This is a genomic window from Streptomyces cyaneus (assembly GCF_004028635.1).
In the GTDB taxonomy this organism is placed as follows: domain Bacteria; phylum Actinomycetota; class Actinomycetes; order Streptomycetales; family Streptomycetaceae; genus Streptomyces; species Streptomyces cyaneus.
In genome coordinates this window covers 177436-192062 of record NZ_RQJW01000007.1, presented here as the reverse complement: position 1 = coordinate 192062, position 14627 = coordinate 177436, and the positions used below count along the sequence as shown (strand labels likewise).

13 protein-coding genes are annotated in these 14627 nt (G+C 71.2%); 10 read left to right on the top strand and 3 right to left on the bottom strand.

Going from position 1 to position 14627, the window contains the following annotated elements; genetic code table 11:
• Window positions 1–39: 39 nt before the first annotated feature.
• Both EHO50_RS44150 and EHO50_RS26255 read right to left on the bottom strand, forming a co-directional pair.
• Window positions 40–204 carry a hypothetical protein gene (locus tag EHO50_RS44150; RefSeq protein ID WP_164904950.1) on the bottom strand — a complete coding sequence of 55 codons (165 nt, stop codon included), beginning with the start codon at window positions 202–204 and terminating at the stop codon, window positions 40–42.
• 197 nt (window positions 205–401) lie between these two features.
• Window positions 402–1235: an HAD family hydrolase gene (locus tag EHO50_RS26255; protein ID WP_128433673.1), complete on the bottom strand. Its 834-nt coding sequence runs from the start codon at window positions 1233–1235 to the stop codon at window positions 402–404.
• 573 nt (window positions 1236–1808) lie between these two features.
• On the opposite strand from EHO50_RS26255, the gene ssd reads away from it, so the two are divergent.
• The 7 genes from ssd (at window position 1809) to EHO50_RS26220 (ending at window position 7848) form a co-directional block, all read left to right on the top strand.
• Entirely contained in the window at window positions 1809–2921 is a 1113-nt protein-coding gene (gene ssd / locus EHO50_RS26250) for a septum site-determining protein Ssd (protein ID WP_128433672.1), read from the top strand.
• A 401-nt stretch (window positions 2922–3322) separates the two neighbouring features.
• Window positions 3323–4489 carry a TadA family conjugal transfer-associated ATPase gene (locus tag EHO50_RS26245; protein ID WP_128434022.1) on the top strand — a complete coding sequence of 389 codons (1167 nt, stop codon included), beginning with the start codon at window positions 3323–3325 and terminating at the stop codon, window positions 4487–4489.
• Between the two features lie 216 nt (window positions 4490–4705).
• Window positions 4706–5566, top strand: coding sequence for a type II secretion system F family protein (locus EHO50_RS26240; RefSeq protein ID WP_128433671.1), 861 nt, complete (start codon window positions 4706–4708; stop codon window positions 5564–5566).
• A 126-nt stretch (window positions 5567–5692) separates the two neighbouring features.
• Entirely contained in the window at window positions 5693–6481 is a 789-nt protein-coding gene (locus EHO50_RS26235) for a type II secretion system F family protein (RefSeq protein ID WP_128433670.1), read from the top strand.
• Between the two features lie 173 nt (window positions 6482–6654).
• Window positions 6655–6864, top strand: a complete 210-nt coding sequence (locus EHO50_RS26230) for a DUF4244 domain-containing protein (RefSeq protein WP_128433669.1) — start codon at window positions 6655–6657, stop codon at window positions 6862–6864.
• Window positions 6851–7264, top strand: coding sequence for a TadE family type IV pilus minor pilin (locus tag EHO50_RS26225; RefSeq protein ID WP_246101452.1), 414 nt, complete (start codon window positions 6851–6853; stop codon window positions 7262–7264). Before EHO50_RS26230 ends, EHO50_RS26225 begins: the two co-directional genes overlap by 14 nt.
• 179 nt (window positions 7265–7443) lie before the next feature.
• The gene (locus EHO50_RS26220; protein WP_246101496.1) at window positions 7444–7848 is read left to right on the top strand and encodes an Rv3654c family TadE-like protein; all 405 of its coding nucleotides are present in this window, start codon (window positions 7444–7446) and stop codon (window positions 7846–7848) included.
• A 431-nt stretch (window positions 7849–8279) separates the two neighbouring features.
• On the opposite strand, the gene EHO50_RS26215 is transcribed toward EHO50_RS26220, so the two are convergent.
• Window positions 8280–10880, bottom strand: a complete 2601-nt coding sequence (locus EHO50_RS26215) for a DEAD/DEAH box helicase (protein WP_246101450.1) — start codon at window positions 10878–10880, stop codon at window positions 8280–8282.
• An 83-nt stretch (window positions 10881–10963) separates the two neighbouring features.
• Between EHO50_RS26215 and bldG the strand changes: the two genes are divergently transcribed.
• From bldG to EHO50_RS26200, 3 genes are all read left to right on the top strand, one after another.
• Window positions 10964–11305, top strand: a complete 342-nt coding sequence (gene bldG, locus EHO50_RS26210; RefSeq protein ID WP_003975386.1) for an anti-sigma factor antagonist BldG — start codon at window positions 10964–10966, stop codon at window positions 11303–11305.
• Between the two features lie 121 nt (window positions 11306–11426).
• Complete coding sequence (locus EHO50_RS26205) at window positions 11427–11864, top strand: ATP-binding protein (protein ID WP_128433667.1); 438 nt, start codon at window positions 11427–11429, stop codon at window positions 11862–11864.
• A gap of 317 nt (window positions 11865–12181) precedes the next feature.
• Complete coding sequence (locus EHO50_RS26200; protein ID WP_128433666.1) at window positions 12182–14587, top strand: sodium-translocating pyrophosphatase; 2406 nt, start codon at window positions 12182–12184, stop codon at window positions 14585–14587.
• Window positions 14588–14627: the final 40 nt, after the last annotated feature.

Sequence of the window (14627 nt, the reverse complement as noted above, 5' to 3'; positions counted from 1 at the left end):
GGGCATGAAAAAGGCCCCGCGCGGGGGCTCATACAAGGCTCATACAAGTTGCGGCGGTACGAGGATTCGTACCGCCGCTGGCATGTTCACCGGGTTACCAAGCGTCCTCGATATATTGCCCATCAGGTCGGGAACATTGCCCGTCACCTGGTGCGGCTGGCCCGTAATCGACGGGTCGACGTCGCGTGGGTGCTCGATGTTCATGCTCGGTCCGTGGGGCCAAATGCGTATTAAAGGTGATCCTCGCGGATGTCCTTGGTCTCGCGGGCCGTTGAGTCCTTTGTACTCCAGGACCCAACCAAGCGGAAGGCCTGGCTGCAGTTCTTTACTTTTACTCTCAAAACTGTGTCAAACGGGCATCGGTACGTTGAACTGGGCGCACGGAAACCGGAAGGCGCAGCTCAGGTGAGAACGGTGCGGCGTCGACTCGCGTACCAGACGAGCCCTGCGGTGGCCGCGGCGGCTCCTATGGCCGCCGCCGCGACAAGAGCGGGTCGCGGCGGCACGGAGAAGGAGGGAATCCGCTGTTTCAGTCGGACGGGGCGGTGGAAGTCGAGAATCGGCCACCCGCGCGCGAGTGCCTCGCGGCGCAGTGTGCGGTCGGGGTTCACGGCGTGCGGGTTGCCTACCGACTGAAGCATCGGCAGGTCGGTGGCTGAATCGCTGTAGGCGTAGCAGCGGGAGAGGTCGTAGCCCTCGGACTCGGCCAGTTCCTTGATCGCCTCGGCCTTCGTCGGGCCGTAGGCGTAGTACTCCACCTCCCCGGTGAAGCAGCCGTCGTCGCCCACGACCATGCGCGTGGCCACCACCCGGTCGGCGCCGAGCAACTCGCCGATCGGCTCGACCACCTCGGCACCCGACGTGGAAACGATCACGACGTCGCGGCCGGCGGTGTGGTGCTCCTCGATGAGGGAGGCGGCCTCGTCGTAGATGATCGGGTCGATCAGGTCGTGCAGCGTCTCGGCCACGATCTCCTTGACCTGCTGGACGTTCCAGCCGCGCACGAGCGCGGAGAGGTACTCGCGCGTGCGCTCCATCTGGTCATGGTCCATACCGCCCAGGCGGAAGACGAACTGGGCATATCCGGTCCGCAAGGCGGCCCTGCGGTTGATCAGGCCGCCTTGGTAGAAGGACTTGCTGAACGTGAGCGTGCTCGACTTCGCAATGACCGTCTTGTCCAGGTCAAAGAAGGCCGCTGTGCGGGGCAAGGAGTGGTTTTCCACATCCCTGAGCATAGGGGCAGCCCATTCGGCGTAAGGTGGGCGCGTGGGTTTGCCTGAGAGGGCTCTCGGGTACACCATGGAAGTCACGGATCGTTCGCGACCGTGCTAACCCGGTCCGACTCCTCCCCCCCCGAGTCGGCCGTGGAGACGACCCCCGCTCTCCCCCCCGGCGGGGGTCGTCGCATGTCCGGGTGGGTTTTCCTCTTCTGAACGCGGCCGCGAGGCCGAGCCGAGGCGGCTGCGGCCGCCTCTTCGACATGTTCATGATCCGTGACTGTGTGTAGCTGTCGTGCTGCTCTGCGGAAGTCGCACAGAGGTTGGTGCGGGGGTCACCGGTATGGGTGACGGCCATATTCACAACCGCCGAGTTGTCCACAGTTATCGACCAAGATCCACACGATTTCCGGGATCGCTGCACCGTGATTCCAGCGCGTCCCGCTCGGGCCGACTTCATGGCCGGTTCTGGTTAGTCGGGCGCGTTTGGCCGGTTCGTATCGGCCGTTCATATGGAGGCCGGTCGCCGGTTCTTCACACGTTTGGGAATCGCGGGGCCGCAGGGCTGCGCGAGTGATGCAGCGAAGGGGGATGGAAACCGTGACCGCAGCCGTCACACACGATCCGCCGTCCGCCGCCTCCGGGCGGCCGGGCAAACCGTTGATCGTCACGGAGGACGCCGACCTGCTCGACGACCTGCTGCGCCTGTGCGCGGCAGCCGGCGCCACACCAGAGGTCCACCACGGGGTGCCCGAGCCCCGAGGCAGCTGGGAGGCCGCGCCACTCGTCCTGGTCGGCGACGACGCCGCACGCCGCGTGCGTGGCGCCGGACGCAGACGCGGAGTGGTGCTGGTCGGCCGGGACCAGGACGACTCGGGCGTCTGGCGCCGGGCCGTCGAGATCGGCGCCGATCACGTCCTGATGCTGCCCGACGGCGAACAGTGGCTGGTCGACCGCATCGCCGACGTCGCCGAGGGCGTCGGCCGGCCCGCCCTCACCGTCGGGGTCATCGGCGGCCGTGGCGGGGCCGGAGCGTCCACGCTCGCGTGTGCCCTCGCCGTCACCGCCGCGCGTGAAGGGCTGCGCACGCTGCTCGTGGACGCCGATCCGCTGGGCGGCGGACTCGACGTCCTCCTCGGTGGCGAGGCCGCCGAGGGCCTGCGCTGGCCCTCCTTCGCCGGCTCGCGCGGTCGGCTCGGCAGCGGCGCCCTGGAGGAGTCCTTGCCCAAGCTGCACTCCCTGCGGGTACTGAGCTGGGATCGCGGCGACTGCCTCGCCGTCCCGCCGCAGGCGATGCGAGCGGTACTCGCCGCGGCTCGGCGCCGGGGAGGCGCCGTCGTCGTCGACCTGCCCCGCCGTATCGACGACGGCGTCGCGGAGGCCCTCGCCCAGCTCGACGTGGGGATCCTCGTGGTCCCCGCCGAACTGCGCGCCCTCACCGCCGCTCGGCAGGTGGCCTCCGCGGTCCGGATGGTCCTGCGGGATCTACGGGTGGCCGTACGCGGGCCGTACGCGCCCGGCCTCGACGACCGTGAGGTGGCCCGGCTGCTGGAGCTGCCGCTGGTGGGCGAGGTGCCGGTCGAGGCGGGACTGCTGCGGCCGCACGAGACCAAGGCTGCGCCGGGGACGGTGGGGAGGGGGCCGCTGGCGCGGTTCTGCCGGGAGTTCTGGGAGCGCGCGCTGCTTGAAGCGAGGGCGGCATGAGTGACGGTGTGAATCGCGGCGTGAGTGACGGCGTGGGCAGCCGTATGGGTGACGGCGTCGGCACGGCTTTTGGGCTCGACCGGGTGAGCGGTGGCGCGGGTGGTTCGGTGCGGGAGCCCCCCGAGCGGTGGGGGCTGAGCGGGACGGCGGCCGGGCGGGTGCGTAGGGCCCCGCGATGGGCGTTGGACGGTTCGGCGAGTGATGCTGTCGTGCGGCGGGGGCCGGACGGTTCGGTGAGCGTCGGTGTCGCAGGGGTGTCGGACGGCTCGACCAGCGCCGCAGTGGTGTCGCGGGCGGCGGAGGTCGCGGCGAATACGGCCACTGGGCGGTGGGAGGCGGTCGACCGGGCTGGGCCGTCGGCTGGGCGGTGGGCGTCGGACGGGGCTGCGGCCGCGGCGGGCATGCCGACAGGGCTGCTCGACGGGGTCCGACAGTGGCTGGCCGAGAGCGGGGCCGAGCCCACACCCGCGCGCGTGGCGCAGGCTCTGCGGGAGCAGGGCAGGGTGCTGGGGGATGCCGAAGTCCTAGGTGCAGCAGAGCAGTTGCGGTCCGAGCTGGTCGGGAGCGGCCCGCTGGAGCCACTGCTCGCCGATCCGTCGGTGACGGATGTGCTGGTGTCGGCGCCGGACCGGGTCTGGGTGGACCGGGGCGGCGGCTTGGAGCTGACCTCCGTGTCCTTCCCGGACGCGGCAGCCGTACGACGCCTTGCGCAGCGCCTCGCCGCGGTGGCCGGGCGGCGCCTCGACGACGCGCGGCCCTGGGTGGACGCCCGGCTGCCGGACGGGACCCGGCTGCACGCGGTGCTGCCACCGGTCGCCGTCGGCTGTGCCTGTCTGTCGCTGCGGGTGGTACGGCCGCGGGCGTTCACGCTCGACGAGCTGGTCGCGGCGGGCACGGTGCCGCCGGGCGGGGACCGGGTGCTGCGGGCGCTGGTCGACGCGCGGCTGTCCTTCCTCATCAGCGGCGGGACCGGCAGTGGCAAGACGACGTTGCTGAGCGCGTTGCTCGGGCTGGCCGGGCCGGGTGAGCGGATCGTGCTCGCGGAGGACTCGGCGGAGCTCAGGCCGAACCATCCGCATGTCGTACGGCTGGAGAGCCGACCCGCCAACCAGGAGGGTGCCGGCCTCGTCACCCTCGAGGACCTGGTGCGGCAGGCGTTGCGGATGCGGCCGGACCGGCTGGTCGTGGGCGAGGTGCGCGGACCCGAAGTGGTCCATCTGCTGGCCGCCTTGAACACCGGTCACGAAGGAGGCTGCGGGACCGTCCATGCGAACGCGGCGGCCGATGTGCCGGCCCGGCTGGAGGCGCTCGGCACGGCGGCCGGACTCGACCGGGCCGCGCTGCACAGCCAGTTGGCGGCCGCGCTGTCGGTCGTTCTCCATCTCGCACGAGACCACACCGGGCGGCGGCGGATCTCGGAGGTGCATGTGCTGGAGCGGGACCCGTCGGGGCTGGTGCGGACGGTGCCGGCGCTGCGCTGGGGCGCGGAGGCCTTCGCGTACGAGCGGGGGTGGGAGCGGCTGCGGGGGCTGCTTCGAGGGGCGAGCGATGAGGGGTGTGTGCCGTGAAGGTGAGGGTGCGGGGCCGGGGATGGGGCGTGGTGATCGTGAGGGGGCTTCCGGGGGGTGATGGGGGCGATGACGTGAGGGAGCCGGTGGTCGCGATGGGGGGCGGTGACGTGGGGGAGTCGGTGACGTGGCTGGTGCGGTGACGTGAGGGGTTCGCCGTCGTGAGGGGTTCGGCGTCGTGGCTGGTGCGGTGATGTGAGGGGTTGGGTGGTCTGAATGGGCGAGATGTCGTTGGGCGCGGCAGTGGCGTGTCTCGGGGCGGCGGCCTGGTTGCTGGGCGGGCGGGGCTCCGGGACGCGGCGGGCGCAGTTGCTGCTTGCGGGCGGTGGGGTGGTGGGAGCCGGGCCGCCTGACTGGCCGCAGATCGCCGGGGAGGTGCGGCGGCTGCGGGGACGGCTGCGGGCCGAATGGTGGGCGCCGGCAGTCGGGCTGGTGCTGGGTGTGCTGGGGGCGTCGTTGCTGCCGGTCGTCGCGGGGGCGGCCGGGGTGCCGTTGCTGCGGAGGGTGCGGCTGGCCCGGGAGGTGCGCCGGACGCGGGAGCGTTGCGGGGACGCGGTGATCGCGCTGTGCGGGGCGCTTGCCGGGGAGGTGCGGGCCGGGCGACAGCCGGGTGAGGCGCTGCTGCGGGTGGCGCGGGACTCCGGCGGGCTCGGGGAAGCGCAGGCCGCGGTACTGGCGGCGGCGCGGTTCGGTGGGGATGTGCCGGGCGCGCTCACCTCCGCGGCACGGCAGCCGGGTGCCGAGGGCCTGTCAGGCCTGGCGGCGTGCTGGAGGGTGGCCGTGGACCAGGGCGCGGGGCTCGCGGCCGGACTCGACCGCTTGGAAGGGGCGTTGCGGGCCGAGCGGGATCAACGCGCCGACCTGCGCGCCCAGTTGGCGGGAGCTCGATCCACGGTGGTGATGCTCGCCGGGTTGCCGGTCCTGGGGTTGCTGCTGGGTGCCGCGATGGGGGCCGACCCGCTGCATGTGCTGCTGCATACCGGGGCCGGGCTCGGGTGCGTGGTGGTCGGCGGGGCGCTGGAGGGGCTGGGGATGTGGTGGGCGATGCGGATCGTGCGGGGAGCGGAGGCGGCGTGAGGACTCGGGCGGTGAGGGAGTGCGAAGAGAGGGGCGGCGTGAGGACTCGGGGCGGACCGGGGTGTGCGAAGGAGATGGCGGCGTGAGGACTTGGGCGGGTCTGGAGCGTGAGAGGGAGGTGGCGGCGTGAGTGCGGAGGTTGTCCACAGGCTGGGGGCAGCCGTGGGGGCGGCGTTGGTCGTCGGGTGGCTGTTGCGGTGGCCCCTGGCGGCACGGCATGAGCGGAGGGTGCGGCGACGCCTGGCCGAGTTGATGACGACCGCCGACGCGACGTCGATACCCCCACGGTTCGACGTTCGGCAGGGCATGCGGCAAGGGCTGCCCATGGTGGCGGTCGTGGGCGCCGGTTGGGCGCTGGTCGGTGGCGTCGCCGGGCTGGCGGTGGGGCTGATCGTCGCGGGCGGGCTGTGGATGTGGCGGCGTCGGCAGGGAGCCGCTGGCGCCGAGGAGGAGCCCGACGCGGGTGAGGTGGCTCGCCAGTTGCCGCTCGCCGCCGATCTGTTGGCGGCCTGTATCGCGGCGGGAGCGGGTCCGGTGATCGCGGCGCAGGCCGTGGGCGAGGCCCTGGGCGGCCCCGTCGGGGACGGGTTGGCGCGAGGGGCGGCGGAGGTGCGGCTCGGCGGTGAACCGGGCGATGCATGGCAGCGGCTGGCGTCGATGCCGGGGGCCGGCGCGCTGGCGCGGTTGCTCGAAAGGGCCGATGTGTCGGGACTTCCGGCCGCCGGACCGGTCGCGCGGCTCGCCGCGGATGCCCGCGCCGACTGGGCCCGCTCTGCGACGGAACGGGCCAGGCGGGCCGCCGTCATGGTCACCGCGCCGGTGGGGCTGTGCTTCCTGCCCGCGTTCATCGCGATGGGCGTGGCGCCGGTGGTGATCGGGCTGGCGGGCGGGGTGCTGGGAGGGGGCGGCGGATGACGGGGTGAGGGCGGCGACGGCCGCCGGTCGGTAACGAGATCGGACCAACGGGTTCGGGCCAACGAGTTCGGACCAACGGGTTCGGACTAGCGAGTTCGGGCCAACGGGTTCGGACTTCGGCAGCAGACGTTCAACAGCTGGTTTCAACAGGACTGAGTATTACGGGGGTTGAGATGTACAAGGCGGTACGGGCACGGATGCGCGCCCTGGTGTGCAGGATGCGGGCGACGCGGAGGGACGCGGGGATGGTCACCTCCGAGTACGCGATGGGGATCGTGGCCGCGGTGGCCTTCGCCGTGGTGCTCTACAAGGTCGTGACGAGCGGGCAGGTCAGCGCGGAGTTGCAGGCCATCGTGAAGCAGGCGCTCGATGCGCGAATGTGAGCGGGACATTGAGCCCGGGTCGGACAGGAGTGTCGGCCGGGGGCCTGGTCGGGGATCGGACCGGGGGTTCGTGACGGCGGAGTCGGCTGTCGTGCTGCCCGTGCTGGTGATGTTCGCGATGGCGCTGGTGTGGGGGCTGCTCGTGGTGGCCGCGCAGATCCAGTGCGTGGACGCGGCCCGGACAGGCGCCCGCGCGGCTGCCCGGCAGGATCCGGTCGACGCCGTCGTCGAGGTGACCCGTGAGGCGGCACCGCGCGGCGCGACGGTCACAGTCGGGCGGGAGGGTGACGAGGTCCGCGTGGTCGTCGTGGCCAAGCCGCCGGTGCTGCGCGGGCTCCCCTTCGAGGTACGGGAGGAAGCCGTGGCGTCGGCGGAGGAAATGGTGGGGGTGGGGACATGAGAGGGGGTTTCGTAGCAGGGCTCGGGTTTGTCGCAGGGCGACGAGCTGGGCGTGGGCGTGAGACGGCGGGCGGTCGTCCTTCTCTCCGCGCCTCTGTCGCCGACTGGGGCTGTAGCTCCGTCAGGGGCCGGTGTAGCGGCCGTAGGCCGAAGCGTGCGGTCCGGGGACGTGCCGTCGGTCTGCGCTCCGACCGCGGTTCCGCCACGGTCTGGAGCGTCGGCGCCATCGCCGTGCTCTGCGTCGTCTTCGGCGTCGTACTCGCCCTGGGCCAAGCCGTCGTGACCCGGCATCGTGCGGCCGGCGGTGCGGATCTCGCGGCGCTCGCGGCGGCGGACCACTGGGCGGAGGGCGGTACGGCGGCCTGCTCCCGTGCGGCACGGGTGGCCAGGGCGCAGGGCGCGCGGCTCGTGCGGTGCGTGATGGTGGGCGAGGTCTCGGACGTGACGGCGGCGTCGGGCCGGGGGCCGTTCGCGGCGGAGATCAGGGCGCGGGCGGGCCCTGCGGGACCGGAGAGGGCGACCCTTCCGACGGAGCCTCCGCGCGGCGGCCCTGCGGGGACGGACCGGCCGACGCCGGCTCCTTGACCGGTTGTGCGGCCGACATCCGGCTCCTCTTCACCGTCCCTGGCCGGGACAGCGTCGTCCGTCCTGGCCCGCCGTCGCTGAGGGCACCCTCGGCGAGGCGCGGGTGCGGGTCATCGACAGCTTCCCCTTCTCGGCCAGGGAAAGCCGCCCCGTCCCCGCCGACGGCAAGCGTTCCGTCGCCAGCCAGGCACGCTCCCCCCTTCCCGGCCGCGGCAAGCTCTCCGTGCCCCGCGGGATCAGCTTCCCCTTCCTCGGCCAGGGCAGCCTCCCCTCCCCAGCCGGGACGCTTTCCCCTCCCCGGCCAGGGCCGGCCCCGTCCGTACCCGCCAGGCAGCTTTCGCGACGAGCACGATCTCGACCGGCCCCGCATGCCCCCCTCGGCCAGGGCACCCCGTCGTACCCCGCCGGGGCACACGAACCGTCCAGTCAGGTCAGGGACCCTCGTCCCGCGACAGGGCGCCGTCCCCAGCTGTGCCAGGCCCCCCGCCCCTCGCCGGGACAGGCTCCCCCTCCCCAGCCGTGGCAGGCTTCCCTTCCCGGGCCGTGGCCAGCTCCCCTTCCTCGCTCACGGCGACCTCCGCCTCCTCCGGCGCTCCCCGCAACAGCACCGTCAGCAACCGCACCGCGCCCCTCTTGTGCAGCGGATCGTTCCCGTTGCCGCACTTGGGGGACTGGATGCAGGACGGGCAGCCGGCGTCGCACTCGCAGGAGGCGATGGCCTGGCGCGTGGCGGTGAGCCAGGCGCGGGCGGTGTGGAAGGCGCGCTCGGCGAAGCCCGCGCCGCCGGGGTGGCCGTCGTAGACGAAGACCGTCGGGAGGAGTGTGTCGGGGTGCAGCGGGATCGAGACGCCGCCGATGTCCCAGCGGTCGCAGGTCGCGAAGAGGGGCAGCAGGCCGATCGAGGCGTGTTCGGCGGCGTGCAGGGCGCCGCCGAGGATCTCGGGGTTGATCCGGGCCTCGTCCAGCTGGTCCTCGGTGACCGTCCACCACACCGCGCGTGTGCGCAGCGTACGAGGAGGGAGGTCGAGTTTCGTCTCGCCCAGTACTTCGCCGGTGATCAGTCGGCGGCGCAGGAAGGAGACCACCTGGTTGGTGACCTCGACGGAGCCGTAGCACAGGCGGCCGTCGCCCCATGGGATCTCGATGTCCGTCTCCAGGACGGAGATGGACGTGGTGTCGCGGGCGACCGTCGAATACGGCGGGACGGCCTCCTCGACCAGGGCGACCGAGTCCTCCAGGTCGAGGGTGCGGACGAGATAGGTGCGGCCCTGATGGAGGTGGACCGCGCCTTCGTGGACGGTGGTGTGCGCGGCGCCCGCGTCGACCGTGCCGAGCAGGCGGCCCGTCCCGGCCTCGACGATCTGGACCGGGCGGCCGCCCCCGCCGCGGATGTCGGTCAGGTCGGCGGCCCGCTCCCGGCGCGTCCAGTGCCAGGCCTTCGTGCGGCGGCGCAGCAGCTTCGCGGCCTCCAGTTGCGGCAACAGTTCCTCGGTCTCGGGGCCAAAAAGCGCCAAGTCCTCGTCCGTCAGCGGGATTTCCGCGGCGGCCGCGCACAGGTGCGGAGCAAGGACGTACGGGTTGTCGGGATCGAGGACCGTCGACTCCACCGGCCGGTCGAACAGGGCCTCGGGGTGGTGGACGAGGTAGGTGTCCAGTGGGTCGTCGCGAGCGACCAGTACGGCCAGCGCGCCCTGCCCGGAGCGCCCGGCCCGCCCTGCCTGCTGCCACAGCGACGCGCGCGTGCCCGGGTAGCCGGCGATCAGTACGGCGTCCAGGCCGGAGACGTCGATGCCGAGTTCCAGGGCGGTGGTGGCGGCCAGGCCGAGGAGTTCGCCGGAGTGGAGGGCCTGTTCCAGGGCGCGGCGCTCCTCGGGGAGGTAGCCGCCGCGGTAGGCCGCGACACGCCGGGCGAGGGAGCGGTCGACCTCGGCGAGTCGTTCCTGGGCGATGACCGAGATCAGCTCGGCGCCGCGCCGGGAGCGTACGAAGGCGACCGACCGCACGCCCTGCACGGCCAGATCCGTCAGGAGGTCCGCCGTCTCGGCCGTTGCCGTACGGCGGACGGGGGCGCCCTTCTCACCCTGGAGTTCGGTGAGCGGGGGCTCCCACAGGGCGAAGACCAGTTCGCCGCGCGGGGAGGCGTCGTCGGCGACCTCCACCACCGGCAGGCCCGTGAGGCGGCCGGCGGCCACGGCGGGCTCGGCGGCGGTCGCGGAGGCCAGCAGGAAGACGGGGGAGGCGCCGTAGCGGGCGCACAGGCGGCGCAGGCGGCGCAGGACCTGGGCGACGTGGGAGCCGAAGACGCCGCGGTAGGTGTGGCACTCGTCGATGACGACGTACTTCAGCGCCTTCAGGAAGGAGGACCAGCGGGGGTGGGACGGGAGTATGCCGCGATGCAGCATGTCCGGGTTGGTGAGCACGTAGTTGGCGTACTGGCGGATCCACTCGCGTTCCTCGAACGGAGTATCGCCGTCGTACACAGCTGGGCGTACGGAATTGCCCAGCGGATGTGAAAGTTCCTTCACTGAACGGCACTGATCCGCCGCAAGAGCCTTGGTGGGCGCCAGGTAGAGGGCGGTGGCGCCGCGGCCGTTCGGCGCCTCGGAGCCGTCCAGGAGCGTCGAGAGGACCGGCACGAGGTAGGCCAGGGATTTGCCGGACGCCGTGCCCGTCGCGACGACCACGGATTCGCCGTCCAGGGCGTGCTCGGCGGCCCGTGCCTGGTGGGCCCAGGGATGTTCGATTCCCGCGGTCTGCACTGCGGCGATGACCTCCGCGCGGATCCGGTCGGGCCAGACGGCATGGCGGCCCTCGCGCGGGGGCACATGCTCCGTATGAGTGATGCGCGAAGCCCGGCTCGGCCCCGAGGCGAGTCGGCCCAGCACCGTGCCCGGGTCCACCCGGGAAACGGGGCCCGTCGGGGATCGATCGGATCGGTGATTCTTGGCCATCGGCACCGAGTGTGTCACTGGCGTGACGGACAATGGGACCAAGGCGTCGTGCACGCCTGCCGGTAAGTGATTGAATGCCATCGCGGCTGGCGAACCGTCCTGGGGGCTGTAAGCCGAGGTGTCCCGAGGGACGACCGCTCGATTAGCAAGGTGCTGGAGGATCCGTGGACCTGTCCCTGTCGACCCGTACCGTCGGCGATCGTACGGTCGTCGAGGTCGGTGGCGAAATCGACGTATATACCGCGCCCAAGCTGCGCGAGCAGCTGGTCGAGCTGGTGAACGACGGGAGTTTCCACCTCGTCGTCGACATGGAGGGCGTGGACTTCCTCGACTCCACCGGGCTCGGCGTGCTGGTCGGCGGCCTGAAGCGGGTGCGTGCCCATGAGGGCTCACTGCGCCTGGTCTGCAACCAGGAGCGCATTCTGAAGATCTTCCGCATCACCGGCCTCACCAAGGTGTTCCCGATCCACACCTCGGTCGAGGAAGCGGTTGCGGCGACCGACTGATCACCGGACCCGGGCACGCCGCTGAGCGTGCCCGGGGCGGCGGAAGTTGCAAGAGAACGGGGACCGGGCGTTCGGCAGCCCGGCCCTCCGGACAGCACGCCCGTAGTTCCGAGGGGGATGCATGGCCACCGTTGAACTCCGCTTCAGCGCGCTGCCCGAGCACGTCAGGACCGCCCGACTCGTGGCGGCAGCGGTGGCGCGCAGGGCCGGAGTGGACGAGGCCGTCCTGGACGAGGTCAGACTCGCCGTCGGCGAGGCCTGCACCCGTGCCGTCGGACTGCACCAGAGCGTCGGCATCACGGCGCCGGTGAAGGTCGCGCTGATCGAGGAGGAGAAACAGTTCTCCATCGAGGTCGGCGACGAGGCGCCGCGCTCCGTCCCCGGCGAGCGGGGACCCGGCGCCGCGGGCGACGACGGCGAGATCGAGGCCGAAGAGGACGAAATGGGCCTCGCGGTCATCAGCGGCCTCGTCGACGACGTAGAGGTCTCCGCAGGGGAGCACGGTGGGCTGATCCGTATGACCTGGCCGACCACACCACCGGCCGTGGTGCTTCCCTGAACGACCTGAACGACCCCCGCCAAGGCGACCCCATCGCGAAAGGGCCCTGCTCAGCAGGGCCCTTTCGCGTTTTCTCCGTCGGTACCGGGGAATTCGTGAAGGAATTCACGATCAATCTCCCGATAATTCGATCAAGAGCCAATGTTCACGTCAATGGTTTTGAGGCATTAGCACTTTCGGGTTCAGTGGCGTGACGTCGATCATTTGCTGAACGGCATGTGAAGGCCAATTCCGTTTACCGCGCTCTGTTTTGATCAGGTTCCGGTACCTAGAATCCGTCCACATCTTGAGCTCAGCCCAAGCGTCAAGGAGGACGAATGGCGGGGCTTTCTACCCCTCATCAGCTGGACCATCCCACAACCCTCGCAGCGGCAGTGCTGACCGACGACAACCGGATCATCATCACGGTCATCGGCGTCGTGGCACTGGCAGCGCTCGTGGTCGCCGGCGTTCTCGTGCGCCAGGTGCTCGCGGCGGGCGAGGGCACCGACGGCATGAAGAAGATCGCGGCAGCGGTCCAGGAAGGAGCCAACGCCTATCTGGCCCGGCAGTTGCGCACGCTCGGCGTATTCGCCGTCGTCGTGTTCTTCCTGCTCATGCTGCTGCCCGCGGACGACTGGAATCAGCGCATCGGCCGATCGGTGTTCTTCTTGATCGGCGCCGCGTTCTCGGCGGCCACCGGCTATATCGGCATGTGGCTCGCCGTACGCAGCAATGTGCGCGTCGCCGCAGCCGCACGGGAAGCGACCCCGGCGCCGGGAGAGCCGGAAAAGGATCTCACCGCCGTCTCGCACAAAGCCATGAAGATCGCTTTCCGAACGGGCGGCGTCGTCGGCATGTTCACGGTGGGGCTCGGTCTGCTGGGCGCCTCCTGTGTGGTGCTCGTGTACGCGGCCGACGCGCCGAAGGTGCTCGAAGGATTCGGTCTCGGTGCCGCGCTGATCGCGATGTTCATGCGTGTCGGCGGCGGCATCTTCACCAAGGCCGCCGACGTCGGCGCCGACCTGGTCGGCAAGGTCGAACAGGGCATTCCGGAGGACGACCCGCGCAATGCCGCGACCATCGCCGACAACGTGGGCGACAACGTCGGCGACTGCGCGGGCATGGCGGCCGACCTGTTCGAGTCGTACGCCGTGACCCTGGTCGCCGCACTGATCCTCGGGTCGGCGGCGTTCGGTGACGCCGGGCTCGCCTTCCCGCTGATCGTGCCCGCGATCGGCGTGATCACAGCCATGATCGGCATCTTCGCAGTGGCCCCGCGCCGCTCCGACCGCAGCGGCATGACCGCGATCAACCGTGGCTTCTTCATCTCCGCGGTGATCTCGATCGTGCTGGTCGCGGCTGCCGTGTTCATCTACCTGCCGTCGTCGTACGCCGACCTCGACGGCGTCACCGACGCCGCGATCGCGGGCAAGGACGGCGACCCGCGGATCCTCGCGCTCGTCGCGGTGGGGATCGGCATCCTGCTGGCCGCCGTCATCCAGCAGCTGACCGGCTACTTCACCGAGACCAACCGGCGTCCGGTCATGGACATCGGCAAGACCTCGCTGACCGGCCCGGCCACCGTCGTCCTCGCCGGTATCTCGGTCGGTCTCGAATCGGCCGTCTACACCGCCCTGTTGATCGGCCTCGGCGTCTACGGGGCGTTCCTGCTCGGCGGTACGTCGATCATGCTGGCGCTGTTCGCGGTGGCGCTGGCCGGCACCGGCCTGCTCACCACGGTCGGCGTGATCGTCGCCATGGACACCTTCGGGCCGGTCTCCGACAACGCGCAGGGCATCGCCGAGATGTCCGGCGACGTCACGGGTGCGGGCGCCCAGGTGCTCACCAACCTGGACGCGGTCGGCAACACCACCAAGGCCATCACCAAGGGCATCGCCATCGCCACCGCCGTCCTGGCGGCAGCGGCGCTCTTCGGGTCGTACCGCGACGCCATCACCACCGGCGCGCGGGACGTGGGCGAGAAACTCAGCGGCGAAGGAGCGCCGATGAGCCTGATGATGGACATCTCGCAGCCCAACAACCTCGTCGGCCTCATCGCGGGCGCGGCGGTCGTCTTCCTCTTCTCGGGGCTCGCGATCAACGCCGTGTCGCGGTCGGCGGGTTCCGTGGTGTACGAGGTGCGGCGACAGTTCCGCGAGCACCCCGGGATCATGGACTACACCGAGAAGCCGGAGTACGGCAGGGTCGTCGACATCTGCACCAAGGACGCGCTCCGGGAGCTCGCGACGCCCGGTCTGCTCGCCGTGATGGCGCCGATCTTCATCGGCTTCACGCTCGGCGTCGGCGCCCTCGGCGCGTTCCTGGCGGGCGCGATCGGCGCCGGCACGCTGATGGCGGTGTTCCTCGCCAACTCCGGCGGCGCCTGGGACAACGCCAAGAAGCTCGTCGAGGACGGCCACCACGGCGGCAAGGGCAGCGAGGCCCACGCCGCCACGGTGATCGGCGACACGGTCGGTGACCCCTTCAAGGACACCGCCGGTCCCGCGATCAACCCGCTGCTGAAGGTGATGAACCTGGTGTCGCTGCTCATCGCGCCCGCGGTCATCCAGTTCAGCTACGGCGAGGACAAGAACGTCGGCGTACGGGTCACGATCGCCGTGCTGTCGCTCCTCGTGATCGTCGGCGCGGTCTACGTCTCCAAGCGGCGAGGCATCGCCATGGGTGACGAAGGCAACGCCGACAGGGTGGCCAAACCGGTCGATCCCGCGGTGGTTTCGTAGGCGGTCTTACGACAGCCCAGCTCAAGAGGCGGGCGGGCGG

What these genes read in the sequence shown, in the direction of transcription:
- EHO50_RS44150 (WP_164904950.1), bottom strand. Translation starts at nt 204, where the DNA reads ATGAACATCGAGCACCCACGCGACGTCGACCCGTCGATTACGGGCCAG.
- EHO50_RS26255 (WP_128433673.1), bottom strand. Translation starts at nt 1,235, where the DNA reads ATGCTCAGGGATGTGGAAAACCACTCCTTGCCCCGCACAGCGGCCTTC.
- ssd (WP_128433672.1), top strand. Translation starts at nt 1,809, where the DNA reads ATGGAAACCGTGACCGCAGCCGTCACACACGATCCGCCGTCCGCCGCC.
- EHO50_RS26245 (WP_128434022.1), top strand. Translation starts at nt 3,323, where the DNA reads ATGCCGACAGGGCTGCTCGACGGGGTCCGACAGTGGCTGGCCGAGAGC.
- EHO50_RS26240 (WP_128433671.1), top strand. Translation starts at nt 4,706, where the DNA reads ATGGGCGAGATGTCGTTGGGCGCGGCAGTGGCGTGTCTCGGGGCGGCG.
- EHO50_RS26230 (WP_128433669.1), top strand. Translation starts at nt 6,655, where the DNA reads ATGTACAAGGCGGTACGGGCACGGATGCGCGCCCTGGTGTGCAGGATG.
- EHO50_RS26225 (WP_246101452.1), top strand. Translation starts at nt 6,851, where the DNA reads ATGCGCGAATGTGAGCGGGACATTGAGCCCGGGTCGGACAGGAGTGTC.
- EHO50_RS26215 (WP_246101450.1), bottom strand. Translation starts at nt 10,880, where the DNA reads ATGGCATTCAATCACTTACCGGCAGGCGTGCACGACGCCTTGGTCCCA.
- EHO50_RS26205 (WP_128433667.1), top strand. Translation starts at nt 11,427, where the DNA reads ATGGCCACCGTTGAACTCCGCTTCAGCGCGCTGCCCGAGCACGTCAGG.
- EHO50_RS26200 (WP_128433666.1), top strand. Translation starts at nt 12,182, where the DNA reads ATGGCGGGGCTTTCTACCCCTCATCAGCTGGACCATCCCACAACCCTC.